This is a genomic window from Amycolatopsis aidingensis (assembly GCF_018885265.1).
In the GTDB taxonomy this organism is placed as follows: Bacteria; Actinomycetota; Actinomycetes; order Mycobacteriales; family Pseudonocardiaceae; genus Amycolatopsis; species Amycolatopsis aidingensis.
This window is the reverse complement of sequence record NZ_CP076538.1, coordinates 6777218-6792384: the sequence shown is the minus strand read 5'-3', so window position 1 is coordinate 6792384 and position 15167 is coordinate 6777218. Positions and strand designations below refer to the sequence as shown.

General features: G+C 68.9%; 12 protein-coding genes. 8 read left to right on the top strand and 4 right to left on the bottom strand.

Going from position 1 to position 15167, the window contains the following annotated elements:
* Window positions 1–78: 78 nt before the first annotated feature.
* Both KOI47_RS31000 and eccD read right to left on the bottom strand, forming a co-directional pair.
* Window positions 79–1707, bottom strand: coding sequence for a S8 family serine peptidase (locus KOI47_RS31000; protein WP_216210448.1), 1629 nt, complete (start codon window positions 1705–1707; stop codon window positions 79–81).
* 11 nt (window positions 1708–1718) lie between these two features.
* Window positions 1719–3116, bottom strand: coding sequence for a type VII secretion integral membrane protein EccD (gene eccD / locus KOI47_RS30995; protein WP_216210446.1), 1398 nt, complete (start codon window positions 3114–3116; stop codon window positions 1719–1721).
* Between the two features lie 234 nt (window positions 3117–3350).
* On the opposite strand from eccD, the gene eccCa reads away from it, so the two are divergent.
* From eccCa to KOI47_RS30975, 4 genes are all read left to right on the top strand, one after another.
* The gene (gene eccCa / locus KOI47_RS30990) at window positions 3351–7370 is read left to right on the top strand and encodes a type VII secretion protein EccCa (protein ID WP_216210444.1); all 4020 of its coding nucleotides are present in this window, start codon (window positions 3351–3353) and stop codon (window positions 7368–7370) included.
* A gap of 90 nt (window positions 7371–7460) precedes the next feature.
* A complete protein-coding gene (locus KOI47_RS30985) occupies window positions 7461–9362 on the top strand; it encodes a type VII secretion-associated protein (RefSeq protein WP_216210442.1) in 1902 nt (633 codons plus the stop codon).
* Between the two features lie 295 nt (window positions 9363–9657).
* On the top strand, window positions 9658–9975 hold the full coding sequence (locus tag KOI47_RS30980) for a WXG100 family type VII secretion target (RefSeq protein WP_216210440.1): 318 nt from the start codon (window positions 9658–9660) through the stop codon (window positions 9973–9975).
* Window positions 9976–10035: 60 nt separating this feature from the next.
* A complete protein-coding gene (locus tag KOI47_RS30975) occupies window positions 10036–10320 on the top strand; it encodes a WXG100 family type VII secretion target (protein WP_216210439.1) in 285 nt (94 codons plus the stop codon).
* A gap of 87 nt (window positions 10321–10407) precedes the next feature.
* On the opposite strand, the gene KOI47_RS30970 is transcribed toward KOI47_RS30975, so the two are convergent.
* A complete protein-coding gene (locus KOI47_RS30970; RefSeq protein ID WP_216210437.1) occupies window positions 10408–10905 on the bottom strand; it encodes a DUF4333 domain-containing protein in 498 nt (165 codons plus the stop codon).
* A 52-nt stretch (window positions 10906–10957) separates the two neighbouring features.
* Complete coding sequence (locus KOI47_RS30965; RefSeq protein WP_232376369.1) at window positions 10958–11857, bottom strand: hypothetical protein; 900 nt, start codon at window positions 11855–11857, stop codon at window positions 10958–10960.
* Between the two features lie 199 nt (window positions 11858–12056).
* Between KOI47_RS30965 and rplM the strand changes: the two genes are divergently transcribed.
* The 4 genes from rplM (at window position 12057) to KOI47_RS30945 (ending at window position 15149) form a co-directional block, all read left to right on the top strand.
* Window positions 12057–12509, top strand: coding sequence for a 50S ribosomal protein L13 (gene rplM / locus KOI47_RS30960; RefSeq protein ID WP_141998641.1), 453 nt, complete (start codon window positions 12057–12059; stop codon window positions 12507–12509).
* A gap of 14 nt (window positions 12510–12523) precedes the next feature.
* A complete protein-coding gene (gene rpsI, locus KOI47_RS30955) occupies window positions 12524–12991 on the top strand; it encodes a 30S ribosomal protein S9 (RefSeq protein ID WP_216210435.1) in 468 nt (155 codons plus the stop codon).
* Window positions 12992–13223: 232 nt separating this feature from the next.
* Window positions 13224–14558 carry a phosphoglucosamine mutase gene (gene glmM, locus KOI47_RS30950; RefSeq protein ID WP_216210433.1) on the top strand — a complete coding sequence of 445 codons (1335 nt, stop codon included), beginning with the start codon at window positions 13224–13226 and terminating at the stop codon, window positions 14556–14558.
* Window positions 14559–14714: 156 nt separating this feature from the next.
* Entirely contained in the window at window positions 14715–15149 is a 435-nt protein-coding gene (locus KOI47_RS30945) for a hypothetical protein (protein ID WP_216210432.1), read from the top strand.
* The last annotated feature ends 18 nt before the right edge of the window (window positions 15150–15167 follow it).

Below are 15167 nucleotides of genomic sequence, written 5' to 3'. Positions count from 1 at the left end.
CCAGCGGGAACGTTTAGCCCGCTAAACGCGCAGTTGGCAGCGTGGGAGCGGGCGGGGAAGGTTGTGTAAAGGGGCTAGCTAGGGGGTGCGGCGGTTGCGACGGACGGTGTGCACCACGAACAGTGCGATCAGCAAGGCGACCACGGCCCCACCCGCGCCGGCGAAAGCCACGATCACCGGCAGCGGGTCACGTACGTTCGGTGGAGGCATGTCTGAGGGCAGCTGTTTCGGCTGGGCGGGCGGCACGCCCTCCTCCTCCGGCACCATCGAGGTCAGCGCCGCCATCGGGTCAATGATCCCGTAACCGATGAAGTTGTCCCGGCCGTCGGGAGCCGCAGGGTGCTGGGCGGTGCTGACGATTCGCCGCATCACCTGACGGGCGTCGAGGTCCGGGTGCACGGTCCGCACCAGCGCGGCCAATCCGGCCACGTACGGGGCGGCGAAGCTGGTGCCCTGGATCGGCATCGGATCGCCGCTGCCCTCAACCATCCGGTTCGCGAGCTTCGACGAGTTCTTCGCGGGGTCCAGTGAGATGATCTCGGTACCCGGTGCCGCGACACTCACCCACGGGCCATGCACGCTGAACGGCGCCACGTTGCCGTTCTCGTCGACCGCCGCCACCGACAGCACATCCTCGGCGAACCACGGCGGGGTGACAACCGAGCGCGGCTTGTTCGGGGCGAGCTGATTGTTCTGCTGGCACTTCTCGCCGGTGTTGCCGGCAGCGGAGACCACCACCACGTCCTTGACCTCGACCGCGTAGCGCACAGCGGCCTGCAGGTTGCGCTCGGGCTCGCTGATCTGCCCGTTAGCCTCCCGGCAGTTGTTGATGGACACGTTCATCACGTCGACGTCGTTGTTCGCGGCCAGCACGATGGCCTGCGCCAGGGTGTCCACGTTGCCCGCGGTCTCGCCATCATTGAGCTGCCGCGTCGGGCCCTCCTGGGCCGGATCGGTGGACCCGCGCAGCCCGTTCGTCTGCTCATCGGCAGGCAGCTCGCTCGATTCCCCACCGTCGCCGGGCTGGCCCTCCTCACCGCCGCCCTCATCACCGGCCGGCGGCTGAGACTGCTGTTGCGTGTCCTTCTTGTAGTTCTGGCTGGACTGCCGGATCGACAGGATCTCCGCATCCGGCGCCACCCCGGTGAAGCCGATATCCGGGTCGGTCGGGTTCGCCGCGATGATCCCGGCCACCTCGGTTCCGTGCCCGTCGCAGTCCTCCAGGCCGGGGCCGGGCGGGACCTCCTTGACGTAGTCACCGACCCCCTTGAGCCGGTCCTGGAAGAAGGGATGCGGGGTGACCCCGGTGTCGATCACCGCGACCTTGACCGGCCTTCCGTCGCGATACCTGCCCGCCGAGCCGGTCGACGAGCGGGCCAAGGTCTGCGCCTGCTCGACCCGCAGGTACTGCTGCCCCCACGGCTTGTTCGGCAGCTCGATGTCGTCTTCCAGATCCCGGGTGACGCACTGGGTGTCCAGTGCGAACGTCTCCTCCGGCACACCGCCACCATCCGGAGGGGGCGGCGTGCCCGGCGGCAGCGGTGGTGGCTCGGCGTAGAACCCGCCATCGTCCGCGGCATCGTCCTGCGCCACCGCAGGTATCGGGGTCACGCCCGGGGCGAGGACACCGATGGTCGCCGCCAGCAGCACGGCGCCGGCCCGCCGCACGGGTCCGGTCAGCCGCCCGCGTGCTCTGCTGGATCCCATGCCTGCCAGCCCTATCCGCCGAGCTCGATGCCCCGCATTGCGGAGTACAGATCCATCACCGCGAGCGCGAGCGGCAGCACCGTCGCGACGCAGATCGCCTCGATGATCTCCACTGTCCGCCGCATCGGCGGGGAGAACCGCTGGTTCGGGAAGATCACTCCGAGGACCAGTGCCGCCGCGGCCAGCAGGATCAGTGAGCCGAACACCCACAGCAGCCTGCCGAAGGTGTCCTCCGTCCACAGCCAGCCGAGCAGGATACCCCCGGCCGACACCATGCCGGTCGTCAGCAGTGCGACCGCCTGGCTGCCGTTGGCGTAGGTACGGGCCCGTAGCAGCAGCGCCAGCGTGGCCACGACGCCGGTGATGATGCCGAAGATGCTCGACGAGCTCGCCGTGATGATCGCCGCGATGGCCGTCGCCGCGCCGCAGCCGATCAGCAGGCCGGTCATGTAGTTGTGTGCCACCGTGGTGCGCCGCTCGATAGCCGTGTAGTCCGGGAAGCCGGAGTCCTCCTTGAGCTCCTCGGCGGTACCGGGAACGTGCGGCAGCGGTAGCTTGGCCAGCCAGATGGTGGCCCGCGGCAAGATCGAGATGCAGCCGAGCGAGACCGCGGCGGCGCCCGCGGCGATACCCGGAGCCGGGTGCGCGACCAGGGTGGCGACCGCGAAGGCGATCAACCCGAGCGTGCCCGCCGTGGCGGCCGCGATGAACGTGGTGATACCGGCGCCGATGACGACAATGGCGACCGCGGCGATCACCACGACCAGAGCCGAGGCCAGCAGCAGCTTCGCCCGCAGCGACCCGTCCGGCACGATGTAGAAGCCGCTTACGAAGGCCATCGGCAGGCCACCGGCGGCGGCGATCAGTACCCCTGTGGCCTCGGCGCTGTAGGCCTTGGTCAGTACCGCCCCCAGGGCCACGCAGGCGACCGCGCCCACCCCGCCTGCGATCGCGGCGGCGAGCCCGCTGCCGCCGAACAACGAGCCGCCCATGAACAGGGCGAAGGCGGCGACGAACAGCGCGAGCCCGCCCGCGATGTGCCCGATGCGCTGGGCCGTCTCCTTGGTCCACGGCCGGAAGCTGCCCGGATCGGACTCGGCGATCGCGTCGACCACGTCGTCATACAGCGGGGGTGGCGGATTCTCGTTGCGCCTGCGCAGCTGGAGCAGCTCCCCGTCGACCACGCCGAGCGACGCGAGGGTCCGGCTGGGATCCAACGGGGCGTCCCCGAGCTTGGCCAGCGCCCAGCCACCGTGTCGCGCGCCGCCGTCCGGTGTCGCCTCCCGCGCCATCTCCAGGAGCATCGGTAGCAGGTCGGCCACCGCGACGTCGGCAGGCAACGCCACGTCGATCCTGGTCCGCGGGGCCACCACCGTGACCCTGCTGAATACCGTCGTGCCCGTTGCCACCTGCTTGCCCCCTACCTGGAGAGAATGCTGTATTGCACCCGGGGTACTTATACCTAACCACCGCGGCGGTCCGGCAACCTGGGCCAAATGGACCCACGCTGTCGGTGACCGGCCCTAGTATTAGCGCACCGGGAGCAATCGTGGGGTCAACTTCACCCAACCCGCGTTCGCTACCGTGTGGGTCGGCCGTGCCCAGGGCTGGCCGACATCGCCGAGTTGAAGAGGGGTCCTTCGGTGAGCACGCTGCAGTTCAAGCGGTCGCCACGCCTTGCCGCGCCGCGCCCGCCGGGCGGTGAGGTGCACCTCGAGCCGCCACCCGAGGTGCCGAGGCAGATCCCGGGCAACATCCTGATGAAGCTGATGCCCGTGGTCATGGTGGTCGCCATGCTGGGCATGGTCGTCTTCATGTTCACCAGCGGCGGTGCGATGTCGCGCAGCCCCATGTTCCTGATGTTCCCGATGATGATGATCATGTCGATGGTCGGCATGTTCGCCGGGGGCGGCAAGGGCGGCGGCCCGAAGAAGGCCGAGATGAACGAGGACCGCAAGGACTACCTGCGCTACCTCGGTCAGATGCGGGACCGGGCCCGGGAGGCGATGAGCGACCAGCGGGCGGCGCTGGAGTGGGTGCACCCGGACCCCCAGGCCCTGTGGCCGCTGGCCACCAGCAGGCGGATGTGGGAACGCAGGCAGAGTGACCAGGACTTCCTGCACCTCCGAGTCGGCCGCAGCTCGCACCGGCTCGCCACCAGGCTGGTACCACCACAGACCGGGCCGGTCGACGAGCTGGAACCGATCGCCACCCTCGCGTTGCGCCGCTTCGTGCGGGCGCACTCGATCGTGCCCGACCTGCCGACCCAGATCACCCTGCGCGGGTTCGCCGCGGTCAGCATGCAGGGTGATCGCGAGCTCACCCGCGGCCTGACCAGGGCGATGCTCGCGCAGACGGTCACTTTCCACAGCCCGGACGACGTGCTGGTCGCCGTGGCCAGCGCGGGCCGGGCCAAGCAGGAGTGGGAGTGGATCAAGTGGCTGCCGCATGCGCAGCACCCCACCCTGTCCGATGGCATCGGACAGCTGCGGATGATGGCGGGTTCGCTGGCCCAGATCGAGCAATGGCTGGACGAGGAACTGCGCGATCGGCAGCGCTTCTCCCGCAACGCCACACCCCCCGCCGACCAGCCGCATATCGTCATCGTGATCGACGACGCCGATATCACCAAGGAAGAGCAGATCATCCTCGAGGAAGGGCTGGTCGGGGTCACCCTGATCGACCTTTCCGAGTCGATCGGTAACCTCGCCGCCCGCCGTGGCCTGCGGCTGGTGGTCGAGCAGGAGCGGCTCGGCGCGCGCAGCGCGGGCGGGGTCGAGTGGTTCGGCAAGCCGGACACGCTGAGCGTGGTGGAAGCCGAGGCGCTGGCCCGCAAGATCTCCCCGTACCGGATCGGTTCGGCGGCGGCCGACTCGGGCGAGGAGGAGCCGCTGCTGTCCAATCCCTCGCTGCTGGAACTGCTCGGCATCCCCGGCGATCCGATGACTTTCGATGTTCAGCAGGCCTGGCGTCCCCGCCCGATCCGGGACCGGTACCGGGTGCCGTTCGGAGTCGGCGAGTATGGCCAGCCAGTGGAGCTGGACATCAAGGAAGCCGCGATGGAGGGCATGGGCCCGCACGGCCTGTGCATTGGCGCCACCGGTTCCGGTAAGTCCGAGTTCCTGCGCACCCTGGTGCTGGGCATGCTCGCCACGCATTCCTCGACCGCGCTCAACTTCGTACTGGTCGACTTCAAGGGTGGTGCGACCTTCCTCGGGCTGGACGAGTCTCCCCATGTGTCCGCGGTGATCACCAACCTCGCGGACGAGGTCACCCTGGTCGACCGGATGAAGGACGCCCTGGCCGGAGAGATGAACCGGCGCCAGGAAGCGCTGAAGAGCGGCGGCAACTTCAAGAACGTCTGGGAGTACGAGAAGGCCAGGGAGAACGGGGCCGACCTCGACCCGCTGCCCGCGCTGTTCATCGTGGTCGACGAGTTCTCCGAGCTGCTGTCGGCCAAACCCGACTTCATCGAGCTGTTCGTCGCGATCGGCCGGCTCGGCCGCTCGCTGCAGATGCACATGCTGCTCGCCTCGCAGCGCCTGGAGGAGGGCAAGCTGCGCGGGCTGGACTCGCACCTCTCCTACCGGATCGGTCTGAAGACCTTCTCGGCCGCCGAGTCCAGGGCGGCGATCGGCGTTCCGGACGCGTTCGAGCTGCCTTCCGTCCCCGGTGGTGGCTACCTGAAATACGACACCTCCACCCTGGTGCGGTTCAAGGCCTCGTACGTGTCCGGACCGTACCGGCCCGCCGGGATCAAGCAGGCCGCGACCGGCGCCACCGTGGTACGGGCCGACAAGCGACCGCAGCTGTTCGTACCGGACTACGTGGATCTGCCGGCCGAGCCCGAACCGGAACCACAGCCCGCCGAACCCCAGCAGCCTCAGCAGTCCCAGTCGGAGGAGGCCGTCGAGCCGAGCGAGCTGGACGTCATCGTGTCCAGGCTGATCGGCCAGGGGCCGCCGGCGCATGAGGTGTGGCTGCCGCCGCTGAAGGAACCGAACTCGCTGGACACCCTGCTGCCCAACCTGAACCCGACCGAGGACCGCGGGCTCTCCCCGGTCGGCTTCTTCGGCAACGGCAGGTTGCAGGTGCCGATCGGTATCGTCGACCGGCCGTACGAGCAGCGCCGGGACCCGCTGTGGGCGGACTTCTCGGGCGCTTCGGGGCACGGCGTGGTCGTCGGTGGACCGCAGTCCGGCAAGTCGACCCTGCTGCGCACCCTGGTGATGTCCATGGCACTGACGCATACCCCGGAGGAGGCGCAGTTCTACTGCGTCGACCTCGGTGGCGGGACGCTGGCCGGGTTGAACGACCTTCCGCACGTCGGCGGGGTCGCGGTCGCGCGAAGGGAACCGGACAAGGCTCGCCGGATCGTGGCGGAACTGGTCACCCTCGCCAACGAACGGGAAGCCCGGTTCGGGGCGATGGGCATCGACTCGATGGGCGAGTTCCGCAATCGCAAGCGCCGCGGTGAGATTTCGCCCGAACAGGACTCTTTCGGCGACGCCTTCCTCATCGTGGACGGCTGGCGGGCGCTGCGGGACGACTTCGAGGAGCTCGAGCCACAGATCACCAAGCTGGCCACGCAGGGCCTCTCCTACGGGGTACACGTCATCGTGGCCGCCAACCGCTGGGCCGACATCCGGCCGGCGATCAAGGACATGATCGGCACCCGTTTCGAGCTGCGACTCGGTGATCCCAGCGAGTCCGACATCGACCGCAGGGTCGCGGTGAACATCCCGGCCGGACGTCCCGGCCGCGGTCTGACCAGGGACAAACTGCACATGCTCGCCGGGCTGCCGCGGATCGACGGGTCCAGCGACGGCGAGACCGTGGGTAACGGCGTCGCCGATGCGGTGGCCAAGATCAAGGCCGCCTGGAAGGGGCGGCACGCGCCGCAGGTGCGGCTGCTGCCCGAGCAGATGCCCTACGGCGAGCTGCTGGCCCAGGACCACTACCGCAACAGCAAGCTCATCCCGATCGGCGTCAACGAGGACGAGCTGGCCCCGGTGTACCTGGACTTCGAGGCCGAGCCGCACTTCATCGCCTTCGCCGACGGGGAGTCCGGCAAGACCAACCTGCTCCGGCAGATCGCCCGCGGGATCATGGACCGCTACACCAAGAAGGAAGCGGTCATCATCCTGGTCGACTACCGGCGCACGATGCTCGGTTTCGTGGACAACGACCAGCTGCTCGGCTACGCGGTGTCGGCCAATCAGCTCACCGAGATGATGAAGGACGCCGCCGGGTCGATGACGAAGCGGCTGCCCGGACCGGACGTCACCCAGGAACAGCTCAAGACCCGGTCCTGGTGGACGGGCCCGGAGCTGTTCCTGCTGGTCGACGACTACGACCTGGTGGTCACCCAGACCAACAACCCGCTCAAGCCGCTGGCCGAGTTCCTGCCGCAGGCCAAGGACGTCGGCCTGCACATGGTGGTGGCCAGGCGGACCGGTGGCGCGTCCAGGGCGACCTTCGACCCGATTATCGGCAAGCTCAAGGAGATCGCGGCACCCGGCATCATCATGAACGGCTCGAAGGACGAAGGGCAGCTGCTCGGCAACATCAAGCCGTCGCCGATGCCACCCGGCCGAGGGACGTTCATCAGCCGGAAGGTCGGCAAGCAGCTGATGCAGGTCTCCTGGATCGACCCCGAGTAACCCCCGGGCGCTACGTTTAGCGGGCTAACCGTAGCGCCCGGCAGGAGCGGGCACGGTGGCGCACGACGGCATGGCGAGCAGGAGCGACGGGTGACCTTGCGGGTGGCGGTGGACTTCGGAACCTCGAGCACCTGCGTGGTCGCCTCGGTGAACGGCCGGGAGCCACAGGTGGTGGTGGTCGACGGGCAGCCGCTGCTCTCCTCGGCGGTGTACGCCGCCCAGGACGGCACGCTGTTCGTCGGGCAGGAAGCCGAGCGGCAGGCCGCGGTCGACCCCTCCAGGTTCGAGCCGAACCCCAAGCGCCGGATCGACGAGGGCGAGTTGCTGCTCGGCGACACGGTGTTGCGGGTGCTGGACGTCGTGCGCGCGGTACTGGCTCGCGCCGTCGGGGAGGCGCGCAGGCTGGCCGGCGGGGCCGAGGTCGATTTGCTGGTGCTCACCCACCCGGCGGACTGGGGCGCCGTGCGCACCCGGTTGCTACGGCAGGCCGCGGGGCGGTTGGCGCACGAGGTCGCGCTGGTGCCGGAGCCGGTGGCCGCCGCCGTGTTCCACGCCGCGACCTACGCCTCCACCGAGGTCAACCAGGACCGCACCGTCGAGTTCAGCGGCCAGGTCGGAGACACCATCGCCGTGCTCGACCTCGGGGGCGGCACCGTCGACGCCAGCGTCGTGCGCAGGCTGCCGGACACCGGGCCCGGAACCCGGCGGGGCGGGTTCCGGGTGCTCGCCACCCGGGGTGACCCCAGCTTCGGCGGTGCCGACATCGACCAGGCCTTGCTCGAGCACGTGGGTTCCCTTGTCTCGGCTGCCGACCCCAAGGCATGGCGGCAGCTGGTCGAGGGGCGCGAGCTCACCGACCGCCGACGCAGGCGGGTGCTGCGCCAGGACGTGCGGGGCGCCAAGGAGACTCTCTCCCGGCATGCCTACACCGATGTGCCGATGCCACCGCCGTTCGCGGACGCGCATGTGACCAGGGAAGATCTTGAGCGTCTCGTCGCGACCCCGCTGGGCGCCGCGGTCGAGCTCACCTCCGCCACAATCGAGGCAGCGGGGCTGCGGCCACGCCAGCTTACGGCCATCTTCCTGGTCGGCGGTTCGAGCCGGATCCCGATGGTGTCCCGGCTGGTCCACGAGCGGACCGGGGTGGTGCCGACCACACTGGACCAGCCGGAGACCGTCGTCGCCCGCGGTGCGTTACGGGCGGTGCAGGTCGATCCGGACCGCACCGGCGCGCTGGCTGGGGCTGCCGGCGTCCGGCCCGGAACCCCCCGGCCGCCCGCCGACCAGCGGACCGATGTCGTCGGGCCACGGGATCTCCCGCACCGCCCGCCGCCACCACCGCCACGCCAGGGCAGACCGGCGCCGCCTCGGCAGGGGGTGGCGCCCCCGCAGTCGCCGGCACGGGGACAGCCGGCCGTGCCCCAGCCCGCCCAGGGCCAGCGAGCGCAAGCACCCCGGCGACGCCGCATGTTCTGGCTGGTGGGCGGCGCGATCGCGCTGGCGGCGGTCGTGCTGGCCGGGCTGTTGTTCCTGCTCGACCAGGGTGAGCGGGAACCGCAGGGCCGCACCTTCGCGCAGTACAACTACCGGTTCACGGCTCCGTCCGCATGGACCCAGACCGAGGACGACGTGGCCAGGCGGCAGGTGGTGGTCAAGCCCTCCGACGCGGAAGAGGGCGACGACCTCGTGTCGGTCCAGGAGTTCGTACTCTCCTATGACGGCGTCGCCGAGCACGACCGCCTGGTTCGCGAGTTGCGGGAGCAGATCGAGGCCGAGACCCGGTTCGACTACCCGACGTTCGACCCTGACCATCAATACGCCGGCCGGGACCTCGTCTATTACCAGCAGGTCAAACCGGCGGCCACGGTGGACTGGTACGTGCTGGTGCAGGGCACGACGCAGATCAGCGTGGGTTGCCAGCGGGCTCGCGTTCCAGAGCGAGTCGCGCCCGCCTGCGAACAGATCGTGCGCACTCTGGAGATCGTCGAATAGTACCGAGTCCACTCCATCGAGTGATGTTAAGTGAAGCCTTCGCACCCGCGAACGTCCCGCGATGACGGGCCGAAGAGTCGTGGACCTGTTGCCGTGCAAAGGCATTCGATGCGCCGGGACGGGTCCCGGTGTGACTGCTGGGACGGCTGGTGCTGCGCGGTTCCATCGGGTCGCGTTCACGCTAGCAACTACTTGCGGGGAAACGGCGACAGCGCGGAACCAACCATGGCAGGGTCTCCGTCGTAGGCACGAACAAACGAACCATGGCAACCACCAATGAAGGGGGTCACTCCCAATGGCAGGCGGTTTTAAGGGCGATGTCACGCAGTTCACCCAGGCGGAGAAGGACGTCACCGACGTCAAGAACGCGATGGTGCAGAACCTGAACACCCTGCGGGACAACATCGAGGCGACCCGTGCCGGCTGGTCCGGCAAGGCGGCCGAGGCCTTCAACAACGTGATGATGCGCTTCGACGAGAACTCCCGGAAGATGTACGAGTCGCTGCAGGGCATCGGTGAGCTGCTCCAGCAGGCCGGTAGCCAGTACGAGGCCGCGGAGCAGGCCCAGCTGGACGCCGTGCAGAGCGCGTCCCGCGGCCTCGAAGGCCTGTGAGCCTGACTCTGTTCTTTCCGGAAACACACACGCACTTTTACTCGCTAAACGGAGGGTGACATGTCCGAGATTCTTGTTGATTACAACACCATCAACACCGCGGCCGAGGACTGCAACAAGACCGGCGGCGAGCTGGGTTCGCTGTTCGAGGACCTCAAGTCGAAGCTGAACCCGCTGGTCAACACCTGGGAAGGTGACGCCCAGGTCGCCTACCTCGAGCTGCAGAAGAACTGGGACCAGTCCTTCGAGGACATGAAGCAGCTGCTGGCGCAGATCGCGGCCGTGCTGCCCCAGATCGCCGACGGCTACCAGGGCACGGAGTCCGGCGTCACGAAGATGTTCTGAGCCACTCCGGCACTGCCGTCAGTACTGTGCCCCGGCGCCATCGTGGCGCCGGGGCACAGCTTTGTGGACAGTGTCGATGTCGCGCATTCAGCGCGGCATGCCGACCTCGACCTCCGGCTGGTCGTTCAGCACGCGAACGGAGACGGTCTTCTGCTGGCCCGCGACGTCCACAGTGCATTCGAAGGTCGTCCCGTTGGTCGCAGGCTGGTCCGCGGGGCACCGCGCGTTCTGCACGTCCTGCTCGCCGTAGCTGTCCCGCAGTACGGCCAGCACGCCGTCCTGCAAGGAGTCCTGTTCGAGGACGTCGGTGACCATGCCACGGAACGCGCCGAGCAACCACGCGGTGACCACCCCCGCGGCGAGGACGACCACCGTGACTGCGGTGATCAGCAGCGGCCGTTTCGATCGCCGGCCCTTCCCGCCCGGTGGTACCGAGGCCTGTTCACCGAACGCGCCGAAGCCGCCGTACTGTGCCGCGAACCCCGCGCCGTACTGACCGGACTGGCCGGGGTGCGCGGGCGGTCCCGGTGGCGGTGGATTCGGCGGCTGCCACCAGCCGGGTTGCTGGTTGGGCGGTTGGGTCATCGAGGCTCACCTTTGTCGTCGCGGTCCGGTGTCGCGGGCTCTGGATGCCCGGTCAACCGCCCTCCTGCAACTCGCCCATGCGGTCGTAGAAGTCCCGCACCGCGGCCCGGTCCGACAGCGCCGTGACCTCGTCCCTCGCCGGCACCTTCGGCAGATCGGTCTCGGTCGGCTGCTCCTGCTGGACCTGGTACTTCATCCGTACCTCGAACCGGGACTCGCCGGTGATGGTGCCGTTCATCTCGATCGTCCTGAGTTTGCCCGCGCCGTCCAGCTCGATCCGGGTATCGATCGTCTCGGACTTCATCTCCTCGGTGACCTTCTTCAGCAGCCGGTCCGGGAAGATGATCACCCGGTTCTCCAGGAAGATCCGTAGCGGAATCTCGGCGATCAGCTCGGTGGCGCCGCCGGGGAGGCTCTTCGCCTGCTTCGTCGCGCCGCCCTGCTCCACCGCCTGGCCGACCGCGTTCAGCATCGCACAGACGTCCCGGTAGCCCTCCCACGCGCACGGACCGTACTGGCCGCCCGTATGTGGGGTGGACACCCATGGGGTGGGCGCCAGGCTCTCGTAGGCCGGACCCAGCAGGAGATACTCCACCGGACTGCCCGCGGGGTGGAAGACGTCGAGGTACTCCGTCGAATCCTTGTTCGAGTGGTTCTTGGACAGCCGGGCCGGCGGCCTGCCGACCTGCACAGCGGTGATGGTGGAGTCCATCCACTGGTCGTCGACTCTGGCGTACTTGTCGGTCGTGCTGGCCCGGTCCTCGGTCCCCTGGAAGTCCTCGCTGAGTGTCTTCAGGGTGTCGGCGAACTTGGCGTTGACGTAGGTCGCCGCGTCGTCACCGTCGGCGACCGCGGTGACCGCCAGTTCGCTGCCGCAGCCGGTGGCCGCGCTACCGGTGAGCACGAGGCAGGCAGCGGCACCGGCCAGCCGGTGGCGGCGCCTGCGTGGCATCGTTCGGACGGTCATCGAGGCCCCAGGGTTCGAAATGCGGTCAATCCGGTCGGGACACTAGTATGGTTGTGCGCTCCCGGACCCCGCTTTCACCCTCTCCGGGCCGAGCGGGTATCTTCGTAAGCTGTTGTGCGCGCACCAGCCGTATGCGCCAGGCCCGCACGGAACCCACAAGCAATGTTGACGACGAGGTAGACCCTTGCCCACGTACAGTCCTAAGCCCGGCGACATCACCCGTGCCTGGCACGTGATCGACGCCGAGGATGTCGTGCTCGGCCGGCTCGCGACCGAGGTCGCCACGCTGCTGCGCGGCAAGCACAAGCCGACCTACGCTCCGCACGTGGACACTGGTGATTTCGTCATCATCGTCAACGCCGAGAAGGTGGCGCTCACCGGTCACAAGCGTGATGAGAAGTTCGCCTACCGGCACAGCGGCTACCCCGGTGGGCTGCGTAAGCGGTCCTTCGGTGAGCTGCTCGACACCCGCCCGGAGCGGCTGCTCGAGAAGGTCGTCAAGGGCATGCTGCCGAAGAACAAGCTCGGCCGCGCCCAGGCGAAGAAGCTCAAGGTGTACGCGGGCCCCGAGCACCCGCACGCGGCGCAGCAGCCGAAGCAGCACGAGATCGCCAAGGTTGCCCAGGTGACCAAGTGAGTGAGGAACAGTCTGTGACCAGCACCGAGACCGAGGCCGTCGAGGCGGTCGTGACCAGCGAGACGCCGGCAGCCCCCAAGCCGTCGCGCGCTGCCGGTGGCGCAGCGCAGACCGTCGGACGGCGTAAGGAGGCGGTGGCCAGGGTGCGGCTCGTCCCGGGTACGGGCGAGTTCAAGCTGAATGGCAAGAGCCTCGAGCAGTACTTCCCGAACAAGGTGCACCAGCAGCTGATCAAGGAGCCGCTGGTGGCTGTCGAGAAGCCCGAGTCCTTCGACATCCTGGGCACCCTGCGTGGCGGAGGTCCCTCCGGTCAGGCGGGCGCGCTGCGCCTGGCGATCGCCAGGGCCCTGGTCGAGGTCGACGGGGACGACCGCGCGGTGCTGAAGAAGGCTGGCTTCCTCACCCGGGACGCCCGGTCCACCGAGCGGAAGAAGTACGGCCTCAAGAAGGCCCGCAAGGCGCCGCAGTACAGCAAGCGCTGATCGCGCCGAAGCAACCACCGGAAGCGCCCGTCCGTCCTTCGGATGGGCGCTTCCGTGCTGTGTGCCCACCCCCACCCTGCCGAGAAGTGCGTTTAGCGGGCTAACTGCACCCCGCGGGGTGCAGTTAGCCCGCTAAACGCACCGTGTTGGGGTGGATTCGAGGGGTGTGTCGTGGCTGGTTCCCGGGGCCGCTAGGTTATCGGGGTTGTTCGGACTAGGAGGCTGACGAAAGATGGCTCGCCTTTTCGGTACCGATGGGGTACGGGGTCTCGCCAACGCCGAGCTCACGCCGGAACTTGCGATGTCCGTGGCCGCCAGTGCCGCCCAGGTGCTTGCGGCTCACGACCGGTCACACCGCCCGGTTGCGGTCGTCGGCCGGGACCCGCGGGCCAGTGGTGAAATGTTGGAAGCCGCCGTGGCTGCGGGTTTGGCTTCGGCCGGGGCCGATGTGCGGCTACTCGGAGTGATGCCGACACCAGCAGTGGCTCACCTGGTCGGCGCCCTAGAGGCCGATCTAGGTGTGATGATCTCCGCATCGCACAACCCAATGCCGGATAACGGCATCAAGCTGTTCGGTTCGGGCGGGCACAAGTTGCCGGACGGGATCGAGGACGAGATCGAGGCCGCGCTCGGTGACGTCGCTACACGGCCCACTGGTGCCGAGATCGGCCGCGTCTCCCACGCCCCGGAAGCCCTCGACTACTACCTCGACCACCTGCGCACCGCGAGCCCGCAGCCGCTGGACGGGTTGCGCATCGTGGTGGACTGCGCCAACGGGGCGGCTGCCACCGCAGCCCCCGAGGTCTATCGGCGAGCGGGTGCCGAGGTGATCGCGGTGTACGCGGAGCCTGACGGGGTGAACATCAACGACCGGTGCGGTTCCACCCATCCGGAGGCACTCTGTGCGGCGGTGCTCGAGCACCGCGCCGACGTGGGCATCGCGCATGACGGCGATGCCGACCGCTGCTTGGCCGTCGACGCGGACGGCAAGCTGGTGGATGGCGACCAGATCATGGCGGTGCTCGCCATCGCCATGGCCGAAGCGGGCGAGTTGGCTGGCGACACTCTGGTCACCACGGTGATGAGCAATCTCGGGCTGCACCTCGCCATGCGTGAGCACGGGGTGAACCTGCGCACCACGGCTGTCGGTGACCGATACGTGCTCGCGGAGCTGCGGGCCGGCGGCTACTCGCTCGGTGGCGAGCAGTCCGGGCATGTGGTGCTGCCTGGTCACGCCACCACGGGCGATGGCCTGCTTACCGCGTTGCGGCTGATGGGCCGGATGGCCGCCACCGGAAAGCCGCTCGCGGAGCTCGCCGGCGTGATGCGCCGGTTGCCGCAGGTGCTGGTCAACGTCCGTGTCGCGGACAAGGCGGCGGTGGCGGCATCGCAGTCGGTGCGCGAGGCCGTCGACGCCGTGACTTCCGAGCTCGGAGAGGAAGGGCGGGTGTTGCTGCGCCCGTCAGGCACTGAGCAGCTGGTGCGGGTCATGGTGGAGGCACCCGCCGAGCAGACTGCCCAGGCCGCTGCCGACCGTCTCGCCGGAGTGGTCTCGGCCGCCTCCTGAGTGCGTTTAGCCCGCTAAACGTAGCCCGCAGGGTGCGTTTAGCGGGCTAAACGCTGTCTCCGGGGCCGCGGGGTGGGTGGAATGCCTGCGGCGGGGCTGGGCGGCCGGTACATTCCGGATGCGGGTGCGACGGATGGGTAGCCGAGCGAGAGTGACGTGGTGGACGGCAGCGGGGTGAGTTCCCAGTTTCAGCGGGCGTTCGCGCGCCTGGACGAGGTGCGCGCGCAGTACCACGCCGACCGGGAACGCATGCTCGCCGACGATGAGGCGCGGCAGACCCAGCTGCGCACGCTGGCCGAGGAGAACAAGGCGAAGGACGAACAGACCCTCGCCGCCGTCGCGGCGCGAGAGACCGTGGCACCGCAGGCCAGAGCCGAGCCGGGGAACGCCTGGGCCAAGCGGCGTGCCGGCCCCGTCGAGGAGGATGAGTCCTTCGGTTTCGAGGAGGACCCGGTCGCCGCACAGGGACCACCGGCCGCACGGCCCACACCGGTCACCTCGGCCGTTCCGGCGCCTCCACCGCCGCGGCCCGGCGCGTGGGAGGAGGACGACTTCTCCGGTACCGACTGGACCAGCGACGAGCAGGGCTGAGCGCCGCGGAGGGAGGCA